General features: G+C 61.9%; 12 protein-coding genes. All 12 read right to left on the reverse strand.

Features of this window, described 5'->3' with window-relative positions:
- Nucleotide 1: 1 nt before the first annotated feature.
- Nucleotides 2-298 carry a 50S ribosomal protein L23 gene (locus MHY87_RS00210; protein ID WP_047186989.1) on the reverse strand — a complete coding sequence of 99 codons (297 nt, stop codon included), beginning with the start codon at nucleotides 296-298 and terminating at the stop codon, nucleotides 2-4.
- A complete protein-coding gene (rplD, locus tag MHY87_RS00215; protein ID WP_239348376.1) occupies nucleotides 295-915 on the reverse strand; it encodes a 50S ribosomal protein L4 in 621 nt (206 codons plus the stop codon). The genes MHY87_RS00210 and rplD overlap by 4 nt, the downstream gene beginning before the upstream one ends.
- The gene (rplC, locus tag MHY87_RS00220) at nucleotides 915-1,643 is read right to left on the reverse strand and encodes a 50S ribosomal protein L3 (RefSeq protein WP_239348377.1); all 729 of its coding nucleotides are present in this window, start codon (nucleotides 1,641-1,643) and stop codon (nucleotides 915-917) included. Before rplC ends, rplD begins: the two co-directional genes overlap by 1 nt.
- Before the next feature lie 47 nt (nucleotides 1,644-1,690).
- A complete protein-coding gene (rpsJ, locus tag MHY87_RS00225) occupies nucleotides 1,691-1,999 on the reverse strand; it encodes a 30S ribosomal protein S10 (protein WP_009764298.1) in 309 nt (102 codons plus the stop codon).
- A 67-nt stretch (nucleotides 2,000-2,066) separates the two neighbouring features.
- On the reverse strand, nucleotides 2,067-3,257 hold the full coding sequence (tuf, locus tag MHY87_RS00230; protein WP_239348378.1) for an elongation factor Tu: 1,191 nt from the start codon (nucleotides 3,255-3,257) through the stop codon (nucleotides 2,067-2,069).
- A 45-nt stretch (nucleotides 3,258-3,302) separates the two neighbouring features.
- Nucleotides 3,303-5,378, reverse strand: a complete 2,076-nt coding sequence (gene fusA / locus MHY87_RS00235; protein ID WP_239348379.1) for an elongation factor G — start codon at nucleotides 5,376-5,378, stop codon at nucleotides 3,303-3,305.
- Nucleotides 5,379-5,396: 18 nt separating this feature from the next.
- Nucleotides 5,397-5,867, reverse strand: a complete 471-nt coding sequence (gene rpsG, locus MHY87_RS00240; protein ID WP_239348380.1) for a 30S ribosomal protein S7 — start codon at nucleotides 5,865-5,867, stop codon at nucleotides 5,397-5,399.
- 35 nt (nucleotides 5,868-5,902) lie between these two features.
- Nucleotides 5,903-6,274, reverse strand: a complete 372-nt coding sequence (rpsL, locus tag MHY87_RS00245) for a 30S ribosomal protein S12 (RefSeq protein WP_009764294.1) — start codon at nucleotides 6,272-6,274, stop codon at nucleotides 5,903-5,905.
- A gap of 573 nt (nucleotides 6,275-6,847) precedes the next feature.
- Complete coding sequence (gene rpoC, locus MHY87_RS00250; protein ID WP_239348381.1) at nucleotides 6,848-11,023, reverse strand: DNA-directed RNA polymerase subunit beta'; 4,176 nt, start codon at nucleotides 11,021-11,023, stop codon at nucleotides 6,848-6,850.
- Nucleotides 11,024-11,134: 111 nt separating this feature from the next.
- On the reverse strand, nucleotides 11,135-15,295 hold the full coding sequence (gene rpoB, locus MHY87_RS00255; RefSeq protein ID WP_239348382.1) for a DNA-directed RNA polymerase subunit beta: 4,161 nt from the start codon (nucleotides 15,293-15,295) through the stop codon (nucleotides 11,135-11,137).
- A gap of 241 nt (nucleotides 15,296-15,536) precedes the next feature.
- Nucleotides 15,537-15,914, reverse strand: coding sequence for a 50S ribosomal protein L7/L12 (gene rplL / locus MHY87_RS00260; RefSeq protein WP_239348383.1), 378 nt, complete (start codon nucleotides 15,912-15,914; stop codon nucleotides 15,537-15,539).
- Between the two features lie 52 nt (nucleotides 15,915-15,966).
- The gene (gene rplJ / locus MHY87_RS00265; RefSeq protein ID WP_239348384.1) at nucleotides 15,967-16,485 is read right to left on the reverse strand and encodes a 50S ribosomal protein L10; all 519 of its coding nucleotides are present in this window, start codon (nucleotides 16,483-16,485) and stop codon (nucleotides 15,967-15,969) included.
- Between the last annotated feature and the right edge of the window lie 484 nt (nucleotides 16,486-16,969).

Genomic DNA, 16,969 nt, shown 5'->3' on the forward strand with positions numbered 1-16,969 from the left:
ATCAGAGGCCCGTCGTGACGTCGATGGTTTGGCCCTCTTCGAGGGTCACAACCGCCTTCTTCACGTCCGACCGCTGGCCGCGGGTGCCGCGGAACAACTTCACTTTGCCCTTGGTGACGAGCGTGTTGACGCTCTTCACCTTGACATCGAACAGCTTCTCAACCGCTTCCTTGATCTGCGGCTTCGTCGCATCCGGGCGCACCTTGAACACGACCTTATTCTGCTCGGAAAGAGCGGTCGCCTTCTCGGTGATGACCGGGCTTACGATCACATCGTAATGGCGCGGGTCCAGGCTCATTTGAAGCGCGCCTCCAGCGCATCGACAGCTGCCTTCGTGAGAACGAGTGTCTCGCGGCGCAGGATGTCATAGACGTTGATGCCCTGCACCGGCAGGACGTCGATGTTCGGGATGTTGCGAGCAGCCCGCTGGAAGTTCGTCTCGATCTCTGCGCCGCCGATGATCAGGGCGTTGCCGAGGCCGAGCTTGCCGAAGCGCTCGATGAGAGCCTTCGTCTTGGGTTCGGAGAGCGTCGCATCATCGAGGACGATGAGCGATGCACCCTTGGCCTTGGACGACAGGGCGTGCTTCAGAGCGAGAGCGCGGACCTTCTTGGGCAGGTCGTGAGCATGGCTACGAACCTGCGGGCCGAAGGCACGACCGCCGCCCCGGAACTGGGGAGCGCTCGCAGCGCCGTGACGGGCGCTACCGGTGCCCTTCTGCTTGTAAACCTTCTTCCTCGTACGATCGACGAGCGAACGGTTCTTCACAGCGTGCGTACCGGCCTGGCGCTTTGCAAGCTGCCAGCGGACGCAACGGGCGAGCAGGTCGGCGCGCGGCTCGAGACCGAAGATGGCCTCGTTCAGATCGACCGAACCGGACTTCTTGCCCTCGAGCGTGGTGATATCAAGCTTCATCACGCATTCTCCTCTTGGGCCTGCTCAGCCTTGGGGGCAGGTGCAGCGTCGTTGGCCGAGCGGAACGAGCCGGGCATCGGCACTTCCTTCGGCAGCTTGCGCTTCACCGCGTCGCGGACGAAGATCCAGCCGCCGGCAACGCCAGGAACGGCGCCTTCGACGAGGATCAGACCGCGCTCGACGTCGGTCGACACGACACGCAGGTTCTGCGTGGTGACGCGCTCGACACCCAGGTGACCCGGCATCTTCTTGTTCTTGAACGTCTTGCCCGGATCCTGACGGCCACCGGTCGAACCGATCGAACGGTGGGAGACCGACACGCCGTGCGTGGCGCGAAGGCCGCCGAAGTTCCAGCGCTTCATGCCGCCCGCAAAGCCCTTACCGGTGGTGATGCCCGTGACGTCCACGAACTGACCGGCAATGAAGTGATCAGCGGTGATCTCGGCGCCCACGGGGATGACAGCATCCTCGGAAACGCGGAACTCCGCGAGCTTGCGCTTCGGCTCGACCTGAGCGACGGCGAAACGCCCGCGCTCGGCCTTCGAAACGTTCTTTACCTTGGCCTTACCGACGCCGACCTGCAGCGCGGTGTAGCCGTTCTTCTCTTTGGTCCGGTGGGCAACAACCTGGCAGCTGTCGACCTTCAGAACCGTGACTGGGATATGTTCACCGGCATCCGTGAAGATGCGGGTCATCCCGAGTTTCTGTGCAATGACGCCTGAGCGCATGTGCGTATCCTCTCGGCGTGTCTACCGAAAGCTCCAAGCCCAACGGCTTAGAGCTTGATTTCCACGTCCACACCAGCAGCAAGATCGAGCTTCATCAGAGCATCAACCGTCTGCGGGGTGGGGTCCACGATATCGAGAACACGCTTATGAGTGCGCATCTCGAACTGCTCGCGCGACTTCTTGTCGATGTGCGGCGAGCGAAGAACCGTAAAGCGCTCGATGCGCGTCGGCAGCGGGATGGGCCCGCGAACCTGGGCGCCGGTCCGCTTCGCAGTCGACACGATTTCGCGTGTCGAAGCGTCGAGGATCCGGTGGTCGAACGCCTTAAGGCGAATACGAATGTTTTGACCGTTCATGGCTTATCCATTCAACAAGGGAAGTGGCTGGGCCGAAACCCGGCCACTGTCCTTTGATCCTCTATAATTAATCCATCACGGCGGCGACGACGCCGGCGCCGACGGTACGGCCGCCTTCACGGATAGCGAAGCGCAGCTTCTCTTCCATGGCGATCGGAGCGATCAGCTCCACTTCCATCGTGATGTTGTCGCCCGGCATCACCATCTCGGTGCCCTCAGGCAGCTTCACCACGCCCGTCACGTCGGTCGTGCGGAAGTAGAACTGCGGACGGTAGTTGCCGAAGAACGGCGTATGACGGCCGCCCTCTTCCTTCGTCAGGATGTACGCCTCGGCCTTGAACTTCGTGTGCGGCTTGATCGAGCCGGGCTTGCACAGCACCTGGCCGCGCTCCACGTCCTCGCGCTTCGTGCCACGAAGCAGAACGCCCACGTTGTCGCCAGCCTGGCCCTGATCGAGCAGCTTGCGGAACATCTCGACGCCGGTGACCGTCGTCTTCTGCGTGTCGCGCAGACCCACGATCTCCACTTCCTCGCCGACCTTCACGATGCCGCGCTCGACGCGACCCGTCACCACCGTGCCGCGGCCCGAGATCGAGAACACGTCTTCGATCGGCATCAGGAACGGCTGGTCAATCGGACGCTCCGGCTGCGGGATGTAGGCATCCACCGCTTCCATCAGCTTGAGAACCGCATCGCGGCCGATCTCAGGCGAACGGTCTTCCAGAGCGCACAGCGCCGAGCCCTTGACGATCGGAATGTCGTCGCCGGGGAAGTCGTACTTCGACAGAAGCTCGCGCACCTCGAGCTCAACCAGGTCGAGCAGCTCGGCGTCGTCGACCATGTCGACCTTGTTCATGAACACCACCAGAGCCGGCACGCCAACCTGACGGGCCAGAAGGATGTGCTCGCGGGTCTGCGGCATCGGGCCGTCAGCCGACGACACCACCAGGATCGCGCCGTCCATCTGCGCCGCACCCGTGATCATGTTCTTCACGTAGTCGGCGTGGCCGGGGCAGTCCACGTGCGCATAGTGGCGGTTCGCGGTCTCGTACTCGACGTGCGCCGTCGAGATCGTGATGCCGCGCGCCTTCTCTTCCGGCGCCTTGTCAATCTGGTCGTACGCGGTGAACGTCGCACCGCCAGCTTCCGCCAGAACCTTCGTGATCGCAGCCGTCAGCGACGTCTTGCCGTGGTCAACGTGACCAATCGTGCCGATGTTGCAGTGCGGCTTATTGCGTTCAAACTTTTCCTTCGCCATCGTGGCACCCGTTCCTTTGATATTCCAAATATTCGTTTAGTGGGTTCAGGCGTATTTCGCCTGAACCTCGGCAGCCACGTTCGACGGCACCTGCTCGTAGTGGTCGAACTGCATGGTGTAGCTCGCACGACCCTGGCTCATGCCGCGCAGGGTGTTCACGTAGCCGAACATGTTGGCGAGCGGGACCATCGCATTGATGACCACGGCGTTGCCGCGCATGTCCTGACCCTGGATCTGGCCACGACGGGAGTTCAGGTCACCGATGACCGAGCCCGTGTAGTCTTCAGGGGTCGTGACTTCGACCTTCATCACCGGCTCGAGCAGAACCGAGCCGCCCTTCTGGAGGGCTTCACGGAGAGCAGCGCGAGACGCGATTTCGAACGCCAGAGCCGACGAGTCGACTTCGTGGAAGGCGCCGTCGATGAGCTCGACCTTGAGATCGACCACCGGGAAGCCGGCGACGACGCCAGCGCCCACGACCGAGGCAAGACCCTTTTCGACGCCCGGGATGTATTCCTTCGGAACAGCACCGCCGATGATCTTCGACTCGAACGAGAAGCCTGCGCCCGTCTCGTTCGGCTGGACGACCAGCTTCACACGAGCGAACTGACCGGTACCACCAGTCTGCTTCTTATGGGTGTAGTCCACCTCGGTCTTCTTCGTGACGGTCTCACGATAGGCAACCTGGGGAGCGCCCACATTCGCATCGACCTTGTAGGTACGACGGAGAATGTCGACCTTAATGTCGAGGTGAAGTTCGCCCATGCCCTTCAGGATCGTCTGGCCCGATTCCTGATCGGTCGAGACGCGGAAGGACGGGTCTTCGGCAGCGAGCTTCGAGAGAGCCAGACCAAGCTTCTCCTGGTCGGCCTTCGACTTCGGCTCGATGGCGATCTCGATCACCGGCTCCGGGAACTCCATGCGCTCGAGGATCACGGCCTTGGCCGGATCGCAGAGCGTGTCGCCGGTGCGGACTTCCTTGAGGCCTGCGAGAGCGACGATGTCGCCGGCATAGGCTTCCTTGATGTCCTCACGGTTGTTCGCATGCATGAGAAGCATACGGCCAACGCGCTCTTTCTTGTCGCGCGACGAGTTCAGCAGCGTATCGCCGGCATTCACCTTGCCCGAGTAGACGCGGCAGAAGGTGATGGTGCCCACGAAGGGGTCGTCCATGATCTTGAAGGCGAGCATGGAGAAGCCTTCGTCGTCGGCAGGCTTACGCGTCGTCGGCTCTTCGGTCTTGAAATCGATGCCTTCGATGGCTTCACGATCTGCCGGAGAAGGCAGGAAGTCCACGACTGCGTCGAGGAGCGGCTGAACGCCCTTGTTCTTGAAGGCCGAACCGCAGAGAACCGGGTGGAAGGCACGACGCTGCACAGCCGTACGGATCAGACGGCGCAGGGTCACCTCATCGGGCTCCTGCCCTTCGAGATAGGCAACCATCGCCTCGTCGTCCATCTCGACGGCGGCTTCGATCAGCTTGCCGCGATATTCGACAGCCTGATCCTTCAGGTCGGCCGGGATTTCGACTTCGTCGTACTTCGCGCCGAGAGCATCGCTCTCCCAGACATAGGCCTTCATCTTGATGAGGTCGACCATGCCCTTGAAGTCGCTCTCAGCCCCGATCGGGATCTGAAGGCAGACAGGCTTGCCGGCCACGCGCTTGATGATGTCGGCGACGCACTTGAAGAAGTCAGCGCCGGTCTTGTCCATCTTGTTGACGAACACGACGCGCGGAACGTCGTACTTGTCAGCCTGACGCCACACGGTCTCAGTCTGAGGCTCAACGCCCTGGTTGCCGTCGAGAACGCAGACAGCGCCGTCGAGGACGCGCAGCGAACGCTCCACCTCGATGGTGAAGTCGACGTGGCCGGGAGTGTCGATGATGTTCAGACGCTTGTCGCGCCAGAAGCAGGTGGTGGCAGCGGACGTGATCGTGATGCCACGCTCCTGCTCCTGCTCCATCCAGTCCATGGTGGCGGCACCCTCGTGCACTTCACCGATCTTGTGGGACTTACCGGTGTAGTACAGGATGCGCTCAGTCGTCGTCGTCTTGCCGGCATCGATGTGGGCCATGATGCCGAAGTTACGGTAGTCCTCAATCGCGTGCGTGCGGGGCATCGCTCAGCTCCTCAGACCTTACCAGCGGTAGTGCGAGAACGCACGGTTGGCTTCCGCCATACGGTGGGTGTCTTCGCGCTTCTTGACGGCATTGCCGCGGTTGTTCGATGCATCGAGCAGCTCAGCAGAGAGACGCTCGACCATGGTCTTGTCGTTGCGGCCGCGAGCGGCCTGGATGATCCAGCGGATCGCGAGAGCCTGACGGCGCTCCGAACGAACTTCGACCGGAACCTGGTACGTCGCGCCGCCGACGCGGCGGGAACGAACCTCGATCGCCGGAGCGACGTTGTCGAGGGCCTGCTTGAAGACTTCAAGCGGGTTCGACTTTGCGCGCTCTTCGACGATGTCGAATGCACCGTACACGATGCTTTCAGCAGCAGACTTCTTACCGTCGTACATGATGGAATTCATGAACTTCGTGACGACGACATCCCCGAACTTCGGATCCGGGATGATCTCACGCTTTTCGGCGCTATGGCGGCGGGACATGAGCGAGCTCCGACCTAAAAATGAGTGTTGACGGCTTACTTCGGCCGCTTCGCGCCGTACTTCGAACGACGCTGCTTACGATTCTTGACGCCCTGGGTATCGAGCACACCGCGGAGGATGTGATAGCGAACACCCGGAAGGTCCTTCACACGGCCGCCGCGGATCATGACCACGGAGTGCTCCTGAAGGTTGTGACCTTCACCCGGGATGTAACCGATGACTTCGAAGCCATTGGTCAGACGAACCTTGGCGACCTTACGGAGAGCCGAGTTCGGCTTCTTCGGGGTCGTGGTGTAAACGCGCGTGCACACGCCACGCTTCTGCGGGCAGGCTTCAAGCGCGGGAACCTTATTCCGGCTCTTTTGCGCCGTCCGCGGCTTGCGGATCAGCTGAGAGATCGTTGGCATCCTGTGCCCTCTTTCACCAGCCACCAAGGTGGCCATTGAGTTCAACGGTTAAACGCCGCATCCTGCGTTTCTGCGGGCCTAATTCGGCTGCACAAAACGAAGCCACGCCATTGACTTGGAAAAGCCCTTGGCGCGGTGCGATTGCAGAGGACCACGATGATTATCACCGCGGTCGTGCCCTAAATCTGACGTTTGTCAGTCAAGGTTGAGTTCGGCAGCGTTTAGGTCGCATCGGGTCGAAGCTAGGCGCTTCGACTGGCTAAAACCTACAGCCCGCCGGAAAGTCCGGTCTCTCTAGCGCCCGAGTCGCGGAAAGTCAACAGGTTTCGGTAACCACCGGTAAAGGTGCCGACCTTCTGAGGGCTTTGGCGCCAGGACCAAGGTCCATGTGGGGTACTTTCCCACTCCGCAAGGCTCCAGAACTTCTCCGCAGCCCCCTTCCCTGCGAGATCGCGCCTGCCAAGCCTTTCCCTTGCGGCACAAACTCAGCTGAGCGGATGGTCGCCTTCCCTGTCCGGAAAAAGAAAAGGCCGCCCGGAGGCGGCCTTTCCATATCATTGAAGCCTAGCCAGCTTATTCGGCTGCCGGGGGCAGCTCGCTGACCTGAGCGGCCGACTCGGAGCGCTTCTGCTGAAGGATCAGCTCGTCGCGGTGGGTCGCCACGGCCTTGATCTGAGACGTCATTGCGCCCGTACCAGCCGGAATGAGGCTGCCGACGATGACGTTCTCCTTGAGGCCCTCGAGGGTATCGACCTTGCCGTTGACCGCCGCCTCGGTGAGGACGCGGGTGGTCTCCTGGAAGGACGCCGCCGAGATGAAGGAGCGAGTTTGCAGCGAGGCCTTGGTGATACCGAGCAGAACCGGCACGCCTTCGGCGGGCTTCTTCTTCTCGGACACGAGACGCTCGTTGGCCTCCTCGAACTCGAGGCGGTCGACCTGCTCGCCGGTGAGGAACTCGGAATCGCCACCTTCGGTGATCTCGACCTTCTGCAGCATCTGGCGAACGATCACCTCGATGTGCTTGTCGTTGATGAGCACGCCCTGGAGACGGTAGACCTCCTGGATCTCGTTCACGAGGTAGGCTGCCAGCTCCTCGACGCCCTTGATCGCAAGGATGTCGTGCGGGGCCGGGTTGCCGTCCACGATGAAGTCGCCGATTTCGACCACGTCGCCGTCCTGCAGGTGGATGTGCTTGCCCTTCGGGATCAGGTACTCCACCGGCTCCGAACCATCGTGCGGGTTCAGCGTCAGGCGCCGCTTGCTCTTGTAGTCGCGGCCGAACTGGATCGTGCCGGACTTTTCCGCGATGATGGCGGCATCCTTCGGACGACGGGCCTCGAACAGCTCCGCCACGCGCGGCAGACCGCCCGTGATGTCGCGGGTCTTGGCGCTTTCGAGCGAGACACGGGCCAGAACGTCACCAGCCTTCACCTTCGAGCCGGGATCGACCGCGAGGATTGCATCGACCGGCAGGAGGTAGCGGGCGTCACCGCCGCGGGCGAGCTTGGCAACCTTGCCACCCTTGCCTTCGATGATGACCGCCGGACGCAGGTCGGCCGTACGGGCCGAACCACGCCAGTCGATGACCACGCGCTTGGCGATGCCGGTGGACTCGTCCATGGACTCGATCATCGACTGACCGTCCACGAGATCCTCGTAGCCGATGGTGCCGTCGAGCTCGGTCAGGATCGGGCGGGAATAGGGATCCCACTCCGCGATGCGCTGACCGCGCTTGATCGTGTCGCCCTCGTCCACCTTCAGGCGCGAGCCGTATTGCAGACGGTGAACCGCACGCTCGGTGCCGTCCGAACCGGTGATCACGACAGCAACGTTGCGGCCCATGACCATGAGGTCGCCATCGGAGTTCTTCGCAATGTTCTTGTTGCGGAAGCCGATGGTGCCTTCGAAGCTCGACTCGATGAAGGACGAGTCGGCGATCTGGGCAGCGCCGCCGATGTGGAAGGTACGCATGGTGAGCTGGGTGCCCGGCTCACCGATGGACTGAGCGGCGATAACGCCGACAGCCTCGCCGTGATTGACCGGAGTACCGCGAGCCAGATCGCGACCGTAGCAAGTGGCGCAGACGCCGTTCTTGGACTCGCAGACGAGCACGGAACGGATCTTCACTTCCTGAATGCCGGCAGCGCCGATGGCCTCGAGGTGATGCTCCTCGATCATCGTGCCCTTCGGAACGATCACGGAGCCATCCTGGGCGACCAGATCCTCGGCCGTGGAACGGCCCAGGATACGGGACGCCAGCGACGCGACCACTTGGCCGGCGTCGATGATGGCGCGCATCTTGATGCCACGCTCGGTGCCGCAATCCGTCTCACGGATGACCGCGTCCTGCGCCACGTCCACGAGACGGCGGGTCAGGTAACCCGAGTTCGCGGTCTTGAGCGCGGTGTCGGCCAGACCCTTACGGGCGCCGTGGGTCGAGTTGAAGTACTCGAGAACGTCCAGGCCTTCCTTGAAGTTCGAGATGATCGGCGTCTCGATGATTTCGCCCGACGGCTTGGCCATGAGGCCGCGCATGGCGGCGAGCTGCTTCATCTGAGCCGGCGAACCACGAGCGCCCGAGTGAGACATCATATAGATCGAGTTGACCTGCTTATCGCGGCCATTCTCGTCCTTCTGAACCGCGGAGATGCGGTTCATCATCTCACCGGCGAGACGGTCCGAGCACTTCGCCCAGGCGTCGACGACCTTGTTGTACTTCTCACCCTGGGTGATGAGGCCGTCCTGGTACTGCTGCTCGTAGTCCTTCGCGAGAGCGCGGGTCTCTTCGACGATTTCCCACTTGTTCTCGGGGATCACCATGTCGTCCTTGCCGAACGAGATGCCGGCGCGGAACGCATTGTAGAAGCCCAGGCCCATGATGCGATCGCAGAAGATCACCGATTCCTTCTGACCGCAATGGCGGTAGACGGCATCGATCATGCCCGAGATTTCCTTCTTCGTCATGAGCTTGTTCACGACGTCGTAGGGCAGCAGCGGGTGCTTCGGCAGGAGACGCGAGAGCATCACGCGACCAGCGGTGGTCTCGTAGATCTTCGAGACGGGCTTGCCGTCCTCATCCAAGCCTTCCCAGCGGTAGCGGATCTTGGAGTGGAGCGTGATGACCTTTTCGTTGAGGGCATGCTCGATCTCGCCCATGTCGGCAAAGGCCTTGCCCTGACCGGGCTGACCTTCGGAAACGATGGAGAGATAGTAGAGGCCCAGAACGATGTCCTGCGACGGCACGATGATCGGCTGACCGTTGGCCGGGTGCAGGATGTTGTTGGTGGACATCATCAGCACGCGGGCTTCAAGCTGAGCCTCGAGCGAGAGCGGCACGTGGACGGCCATCTGGTCACCGTCGAAGTCCGCGTTGAACGCGGCGCAGACGAGCGGATGCAGCTGGATCGCCTTGCCCTCGATCAGGGTGGGCTCGAAGGCCTGGATGCCGAGGCGGTGCAGCGTGGGCGCACGGTTCAGGAGAACCGGGTGCTCGCGGATGACCTCGTCCAGGATATCCCAAACCTCGGGCTTCTCCTTCTCGACGAGCTTCTTCGCCTGCTTGACGGTGGCGGACAGGCCGCGCGCGTCGAGCTTGGCGTAGATGAACGGCTTGAAGAGTTCGAGAGCCATCTTCTTCGGCAGGCCGCACTGATGGAGCTTCAGCTCCGGACCCACCACGATGACCGAACGGCCCGAATAGTCGACGCGCTTGCCGAGCAGGTTCTGACGGAAGCGGCCCTGCTTGCCCTTCAGCATGTCGGCGAGCGACTTCAGCGGACGCTTGTTGGCGCCGGTGATGACGCGGCCGCGACGGCCGTTGTCGAACAGGGCGTCGACAGCCTCCTGCAGCATGCGCTTCTCATTGCGGACGATGATGTCCGGAGCGCGCAGCTCCATGAGGCGCTTCAGGCGGTTGTTACGGTTGATGACGCGGCGGTACAGGTCGTTCAGATCCGACGTCGCGAAACGGCCGCCATCGAGCGGCACGAGCGGACGCAGATCCGGCGGGATCACCGGAACCTCGGTCAGGATCATCCATTCCGGCTTGTTGCCCGACTGAACGAAGGCCTCGATGATCTTGAGGCGCTTCATGAGCTTCTTGGGCTTCAGCTCGGACGTGGTGACCGCGATTTCTTCACGGATCTCCTGAGCCGTCTTTTCGAGGTCGAGCTCCTGCAGGATGCGGCGGATGGCTTCCGCGCCGATCATGGCGGTGAAGCTGTCCTCGCCGTACTCGTCCTGAGCGCGGATGTACTCTTCCTCGGTCAGCAGCTGACGGTCCTTCATGGGCGTCAGGCCGGCATCGACGACGATGTAGGATTCGAAATAGAGGATGCGCTCCAGATCCTTCAGGGTCATGTCGAGCAGCAGACCGATGCGGCTCGGCAGGGACTTGAGGAACCAGATGTGCGCGACCGGAGCCGCCAGCGAGATGTGGCCCATGCGGTCGCGACGGACGCGGGCGAGCGTCACTTCGACGCCGCACTTCTCGCAGATCACGCCCTTGTACTTCATGCGCTTGTACTTGCCGCACAAGCACTCGTAATCCTTGATGGGTCCGAAGATGCGCGCGCAGAACAGGCCGTCACGCTCGGGCTTGAACGTACGGTAGTTGATGGTCTCAGGCTTTTTGATTTCGCCGTAGGACCAGGACAGAATCTTCTCAGGGCTCGCGATCGAGATTTTGATCTGATCGAAGCTCTGCGGCTGGGCCGTCTGGTTGAAGAGATTCATGACCTCTTGATTCATCGCCGTCTCCTGGGCTGAAGGGCGCTTATGTAAGAGCCCTCACCGGCAATTGCATGAGGCCGCGGCTCAAATGCCGCGGCCGAACCTCGAATTCAAAAGCGCTTTCGCACCTTACTCGGCAGCCTCGGACGGAGGCAGTTGCTCCGCCTCGTTGGCAGCCTTCTTGGAGTTGGTCAGTTCGACATTCAGGCCGAGCGAACGCATTTCCTTCACGAGAACGTTGAAGCTCTCCGGAATGCCCGACTCGAAGGTGTCGTCGCCACGAACGATGGCTTCGTAGACCTTGGTACGGCCGGCCACGTCGTCCGACTTGACCGTGAGCATTTCCTGAAGGGTGTAGGCGGCGCCGTAAGCCTCGAGCGCCCAGACCTCCATTTCGCCGAAGCGCTGGCCGCCGAACTGGGCCTTGCCGCCCAGCGGCTGCTGGGTAACGAGGCTGTAGGGACCAATGGAGCGGGCGTGGATCTTGTCGTCCACGAGGTGGTGAAGCTTCAGCATGTAGATGTAGCCCACCGTGACCTTGCGGTCGAAGGCTTCACCGGTCTTGCCGTCATACAGCGTGACCTGACCCGACGGGTCGAGGCCTGCCTTCTGAAGCATGGTCTCGATGTCCGCTTCCTTCGCGCCGTCGAAGACGGGCGTGGCGAAGGGAACGCCGCGACGCAGCTTGTTGCCGAGCTCCACGAGCTCCTCGTCGGAAGCCTGCTCGATTTCCGGCAGATTGCCGTAGATCGACACGAGCTGATCGCGCAGACCCTTGGACTTGCCGGACTTCATGTACGCATCGACCGCCTGAGCGACCTGCTTGCCGAGACCGGCAGCAGCCCAGCCGAGGTGCGTCTCGAGGATCTGACCCACGTTCATGCGGCTCGGCACGCCGAGCGGGTTGAGCACGATATCCGCGTGAGTGCCGTCCTCGAGGAACGGCATGTCCTCGATCGGAACGATGCGCGACACGACACCCTTGTTGCCGTGACGGCCGGCCATCTTGTCGCCGGGCTGGATCTTGCGCTTCACAGCGACGAAGACCTTGACCATCTTCATGACGCCCGGGGGCAGCTCGTCACCACGCTGAAGCTTCTCGACCTTGTCGAGGAAGCGCTGTTCGAGGCGCTTCTTGGACTCGTCGTACTGCTTCTGCATGGCTTCGATTTCGGTCATCAGAGCATCGTCTTCGACCGCGAACTGCCACCACTGGGACCGCGGATACTCATTGAGCAGCTCGCGGTTGATCTTGGCGTCCTTCTTGTAGCCCTTCGGCCCGGCCACGCCCTTCTTACCGTCCAGGATCTCGGCCAGACGCGCATAAGTGTTGCGGTCCAGGATCGCCTGTTCGTCGTCGCGGTCCTTGGCGAGACGCTCGATTTCCTCGCGCTCGATGGCCTGGGCACGCTCGTCCTTGTCGACACCGTGACGGTTGAAGACACGGACTTCCACAATGGTGCCGGTCACGCCCGGGGGCACGCGCAGCGAGGTATCGCGGACGTCGGAGGCCTTCTCACCGAAGATGGCGCGCAGAAGCTTCTCTTCCGGCGTCATCGGGCTTTCGCCCTTCGGCGTGATCTTGCCGACGAGGATGTCGCCGGCGTGCACTTCGGCGCCGATATACACGATGCCGGCTTCGTCGAGGTTCTTCAGCGCCTCTTCCGACACGTTCGGAATGTCGCGCGTGATTTCCTCAGGACCCAGCTTCGTGTCGCGGGCCATCACCTCGAACTCCTCGATATGGATCGAGGTGAACACGTCTTCCTTCACGATGCGCTCGGACAGGAGGATCGAGTCTTCGAAGTTATAGCCGTTCCACGGCATAAACGCGACGAGCACGTTGCGGCCGAGAGCGAGCTCGCCGTACTCCGTCGACGGGCCGTCGGCGATGATGTCGCCCTTGCGGACCATGTCGCCGGCGCGGACCAGCGGCTTCTGCGTGATGCAGGTCGACTGGTTGGAGCGCTGGAACTTCTGCAGGCGGTAGATGTCGACGCCGGGACGGGTCGGATCCGTGTTTTCCGTCGCGCGGATAACGATACGGGTCGCGTCCACCTGGTCGACGATGCCGGTGCGGCGGGCCGCAATCGCAGCGCCCGAGTCACGGGCCACGACAGCTTCCATGCCGGTACCGACGAACGGAGCGTCCGCCTGCACGAGCGGCACGGCCTGACGCTGCATGTTCGAGCCCATGAGAGCGCGGTTCGCGTCGTCGTTCTCGAGGAACGGGATGAGCGCGGCGGCAACCGACACGAGCTGCTTCGGCGACACTTCCATCAGGTCCACGCGATCGGGCGCGGCCACGATGTTTTCACCGGCGCGGCGGCAGATGACGAGTTCTTCCGTCAGCGTGCCCTTCGCATCGAGCGTCGAGTTGGCCTGGGCGATGTTGTACTTCGCCTCTTCCATGGCGGAGAGATACACGACCTCGTCCGTCACCTTGCTGTCGCGCACGCGGCGGAACGGCGTCTCGATGAAGCCGTACTTGTTCACGCGGGCGAAGGTGGCGAGCGAGTTGATCAGACCGATATTCGGGCCTTCCGGCGTCTCAATCGGGCAGATACGGCCATAGTGCGTCGGGTGCACGTCGCGGACTTCGAAGCCTGCGCGCTCGCGGGTCAGACCGCCCGGGCCAAGCGCCGAGAGACGACGCTTGTGCGTGACCTCGGAGAGCGGGTTGGTCTGGTCCATGAACTGCGACAGCTGCGAGGAACCGAAGAACTCGCGCACGGCGGCAGCGGCAGGCTTCGCGTTGATCAAGTCCTGCGGCATGACGGTGTCGATATCGACGGACGACATGCGCTCCTTGATCGCGCGCTCCATGCGCAGCAGGCCGAGGCGGTACTGGTTCTCCATGAGCTCGCCGACCGAACGCACGCGGCGGTTGCCGAGGTGGTCGATGTCGTCGATCTCGCCCTTGCCGTCGCGCAGATCCACGAGCGCCTTCGCCACGGCGAGGATGTCCTCGCGGCGGAGCGTGCGCACGGTGTCCTCTGCGTCGAGGTCGAGGCGCATGTTCATCTTCACGCGGCCGACAGCCGAGAGGTCGTAACGCTCGGCGTCGAAGAACAGCGAGTTGAACATGGCTTCGGCCGTCTCGAGGATCGGCGGCTCGCCCGGACGCATGACGCGGTAGATGTCGAACAGGGCGTCCTCGCGGGAGGAAGCCTTATCCACGGCCAGCGTGTTGCGGATGTAGGGACCGACAGTGATGTGATCGATGTCGAGAACCGGGATTTCCTTGTAGCCCAGATCGATGAGATCGACGAGGTTGCCCTTGCGATCGCCGGTCTTGGGATCGACAGTCAAGGTCAGCTCGTCGCCGGCCTCGGCGTAGATCTCGCCGGTCTTCGGGTTGACGAGATCCTCAGCGATGTACTGACCGACGAGATCCTCGTCCGTCACGCGCAGGTTCTTGAGGCCCTTTTCGGCGAGCTGGCGGGCGGCGCGAACGGTCAGCTTCTTGCCGGCCTCGAGCACGACTTCGCCGGTCTTCGCGTCGATGAGATCGACGGAGGCCTTGAAGCCCTTCATGCGCTCCGCATCGTACGGAATGGTCCAGCCATTCTTCGCCTTGGTGTAGATGACGCGGTTGTAGAAGGTGTTGAGGATTTCCTCGCCGTCGAGGCCCAGAGCATAGAGCAACGCCGTGACCGGGAGCTTACGCTTACGGTCGATACGGGCATAGACGATGTCCTTGGCGTCGAACTCGATGTCGAGCCAGGAACCGCGATACGGGATGATGCGGGCAGCGAACAGCAGCTTGCCGGAGGAGTGCGTCTTGCCCTTGTCATGGTCGAAGAACACGCCCGGCGAACGATGCATCTGCGAAACGATGACGCGCTCGGTGCCGTTGACGATGAAGGTGCCGTTGTCGGTCATGAGCGGCATATCGCCCATGTAGACGTCCTGCTCCTTGATGTCCTTCACGGAGCGGGCGCCGGTATCCGGGTCCACATCGAACACGATGAGGCGCAGCGTCACCTTCAGCGGAGCGGCAAAGGTCATGCCGCGCTGACGGCACTCGTCAACGTCGTATTTCGGGGGCTCGAACGTGTACTTCACGAATTCGAGCAGAGCAGTGTTCGAAAAGTCCGAAATCGGAAAAACCGATTTGAAGACGGCTTGCAAGCCCTCTTCCGGCCGGCCGCCCTTTGGCTCTTCGACCATCAGGAACTGGTCGTAGGATGCCTTCTGAACCTCGATGAGGTTCGGCATTTCCGCCACTTCCTTGATTTTGCCGAAGAACTTGCGAATGCGCTTCCGGCCGATCAGTGTATTGGCCATCTGGACCTCGTTCCTCATACACGCCTAATCGAGAACCCCGTGATTGGGACCCTGGATTAACCGCCCGGCATCATGAGCCGGTTTTCGAACCAATCCGGACTCGTTGCGAGCCCTGTTGAGCGCCGCCAAAGAAGCCCGGCCTCTTTGACGACACAACGGCCCCAAGCAAAAATGCCTGGGACCGTGTGTTTTTGAGCCCCGATTGCTCGGGGGCAATCCTACGGCCTTCTAGGCCGCAAAATTACTTAAGCTCGATCTTGGCACCCACCTTCTCGAGGGTTTCCTTGATCTTCTGAGCTTCGTCCTTGGCAACGCCTTCCTTGAGGGGCTTCGGAGCGCCTTCGACGAGGTCCTTAGCTTCCTTGAGGCCCAGGCCCGTGATGCCACGGACTTCCTTGATGACCTCGATCTTCTTGTCGCCAGCGGCAGCAAGAACGACCGTGAACTCGGTCTGCTCTTCAGCAGCGGCAGCGCCACCACCAGCAGCCGGAGCGGCAGCAACGGCAACAGCAGCAGCAGCGGAAACGCCCCACTTCTCTTCGAGCATCTTCGAGAGCTCAGCAGCCTCGAGAACGGTCAGCGACGACAGATCGTCAACGAGCTTGGCAAGATCAGCCATTTTTTAGATCCTTAAGTTCAGTTCGAACGGGTTAGTGATTGAGGGTACGGCCTCACGCCGCTTCGCCTGTCTTGGCATAGGCTCCGAACACACGGGCGAGCTTTGCCGCCGGCGCCGTGCTGAGCTGAGCGATCTTCGTGGCCGGAGCCTGAACAAGGCCGACCAGCTTAGCGCGCAGTTCATCGAGGGACGGCAGAGTGGCAAGCGCCTTGACTCCGTCCGCGTTCAGAGCGGTCGCGCCCATTGCACCGCCAAGGATAACGAGCTTGTCGTTAGTCTTGGCGAAATCGACAGCGACCTTGGGAGCCGCGACCGGATCGCTCGAATAAGCGATCAGGGTCGGACCTTTCATAAGGCCCGAGATGGACGCGACGTCCTTGCCTTCGAGAGCGATTTTGGCGAGGCTGTTTTTTGCGACCTTCACGGTGGCACCGGCCTGCTTCATCTGCGCGCGCAGCTTCTGCATGTCGGCAACCGTGAGACCAGCATAGTGGGCGACGACGACAACGCTCGTGGTGTTAAACACGTCGTTGAGAGTCGAGACGAGCTCGCGCTTTGCTGCTCTTTCCACTGGGCTCTCTCCGGTTGGCGGAAAATTCCGCCGGTTACATCTGCCGTTCAAGGCCCGAGCTCGCGCTCGAGACGCCTGAACGACGCTCTCGCAAGCCCTGTCCCCCAGATGCACCAGGCGGCGCACAGGGTGAGATGGTTCGAACCGAAACTCGACACCTGCGTTGAGCAGGTATGAAACTCGGCTTCCCCGTCTATGCAGGCCCTCTCGAATTAAGCTGGACAAGCCAGCGCCTGCAGTCTCGGACAGGACATAGCCGGAACGCGCCAAAGGTTGCCCTCTGACCCGCCGGCCTGTCACCATCCCGTCTCCGGGATGGATTCCTAACCGAAGCCGCGCAGAAGCGCAGCTTCCGTAATGTTGGAAACTCAACGCGTTCTAATAAGCCTTCCTGTCGCACTTGCCAAGAGGCTTTTGCCGGGCATTTGGCGTTTATTTACGCAACTTCGTATCGCCGCCCTGCCCTTTTCTGGCCTTCAGGGGC

The sequence above is a fragment of the Microvirga sp. ACRRW genome (assembly GCF_022346925.1).
Taxonomy (GTDB): domain Bacteria; phylum Pseudomonadota; class Alphaproteobacteria; order Rhizobiales; family Beijerinckiaceae; genus Microvirga.

Bases quoted from the DNA above. Each gene is read 5' to 3' on its own strand.
- MHY87_RS00210 (WP_047186989.1), bottom strand. From the start codon at position 298: ATGAGCCTGGACCCGCGCCATTACGATGTGATCGTAAGCCCGGTCATC.
- rplD (WP_239348376.1), bottom strand. From the start codon at position 915: ATGAAGCTTGATATCACCACGCTCGAGGGCAAGAAGTCCGGTTCGGTC.
- rplC (WP_239348377.1), bottom strand. From the start codon at position 1,643: ATGCGCTCAGGCGTCATTGCACAGAAACTCGGGATGACCCGCATCTTC.
- rpsJ (WP_009764298.1), bottom strand. From the start codon at position 1,999: ATGAACGGTCAAAACATTCGTATTCGCCTTAAGGCGTTCGACCACCGG.
- tuf (WP_239348378.1), bottom strand. From the start codon at position 3,257: ATGGCGAAGGAAAAGTTTGAACGCAATAAGCCGCACTGCAACATCGGC.
- fusA (WP_239348379.1), bottom strand. From the start codon at position 5,378: ATGCCCCGCACGCACGCGATTGAGGACTACCGTAACTTCGGCATCATG.
- rpsG (WP_239348380.1), bottom strand. From the start codon at position 5,867: ATGTCCCGCCGCCATAGCGCCGAAAAGCGTGAGATCATCCCGGATCCG.
- rpsL (WP_009764294.1), bottom strand. From the start codon at position 6,274: ATGCCAACGATCTCTCAGCTGATCCGCAAGCCGCGGACGGCGCAAAAG.
- rpoC (WP_239348381.1), bottom strand. From the start codon at position 11,023: ATGAATCAAGAGGTCATGAATCTCTTCAACCAGACGGCCCAGCCGCAG.
- rpoB (WP_239348382.1), bottom strand. From the start codon at position 15,295: ATGGCCAATACACTGATCGGCCGGAAGCGCATTCGCAAGTTCTTCGGC.
- rplL (WP_239348383.1), bottom strand. From the start codon at position 15,914: ATGGCTGATCTTGCCAAGCTCGTTGACGATCTGTCGTCGCTGACCGTT.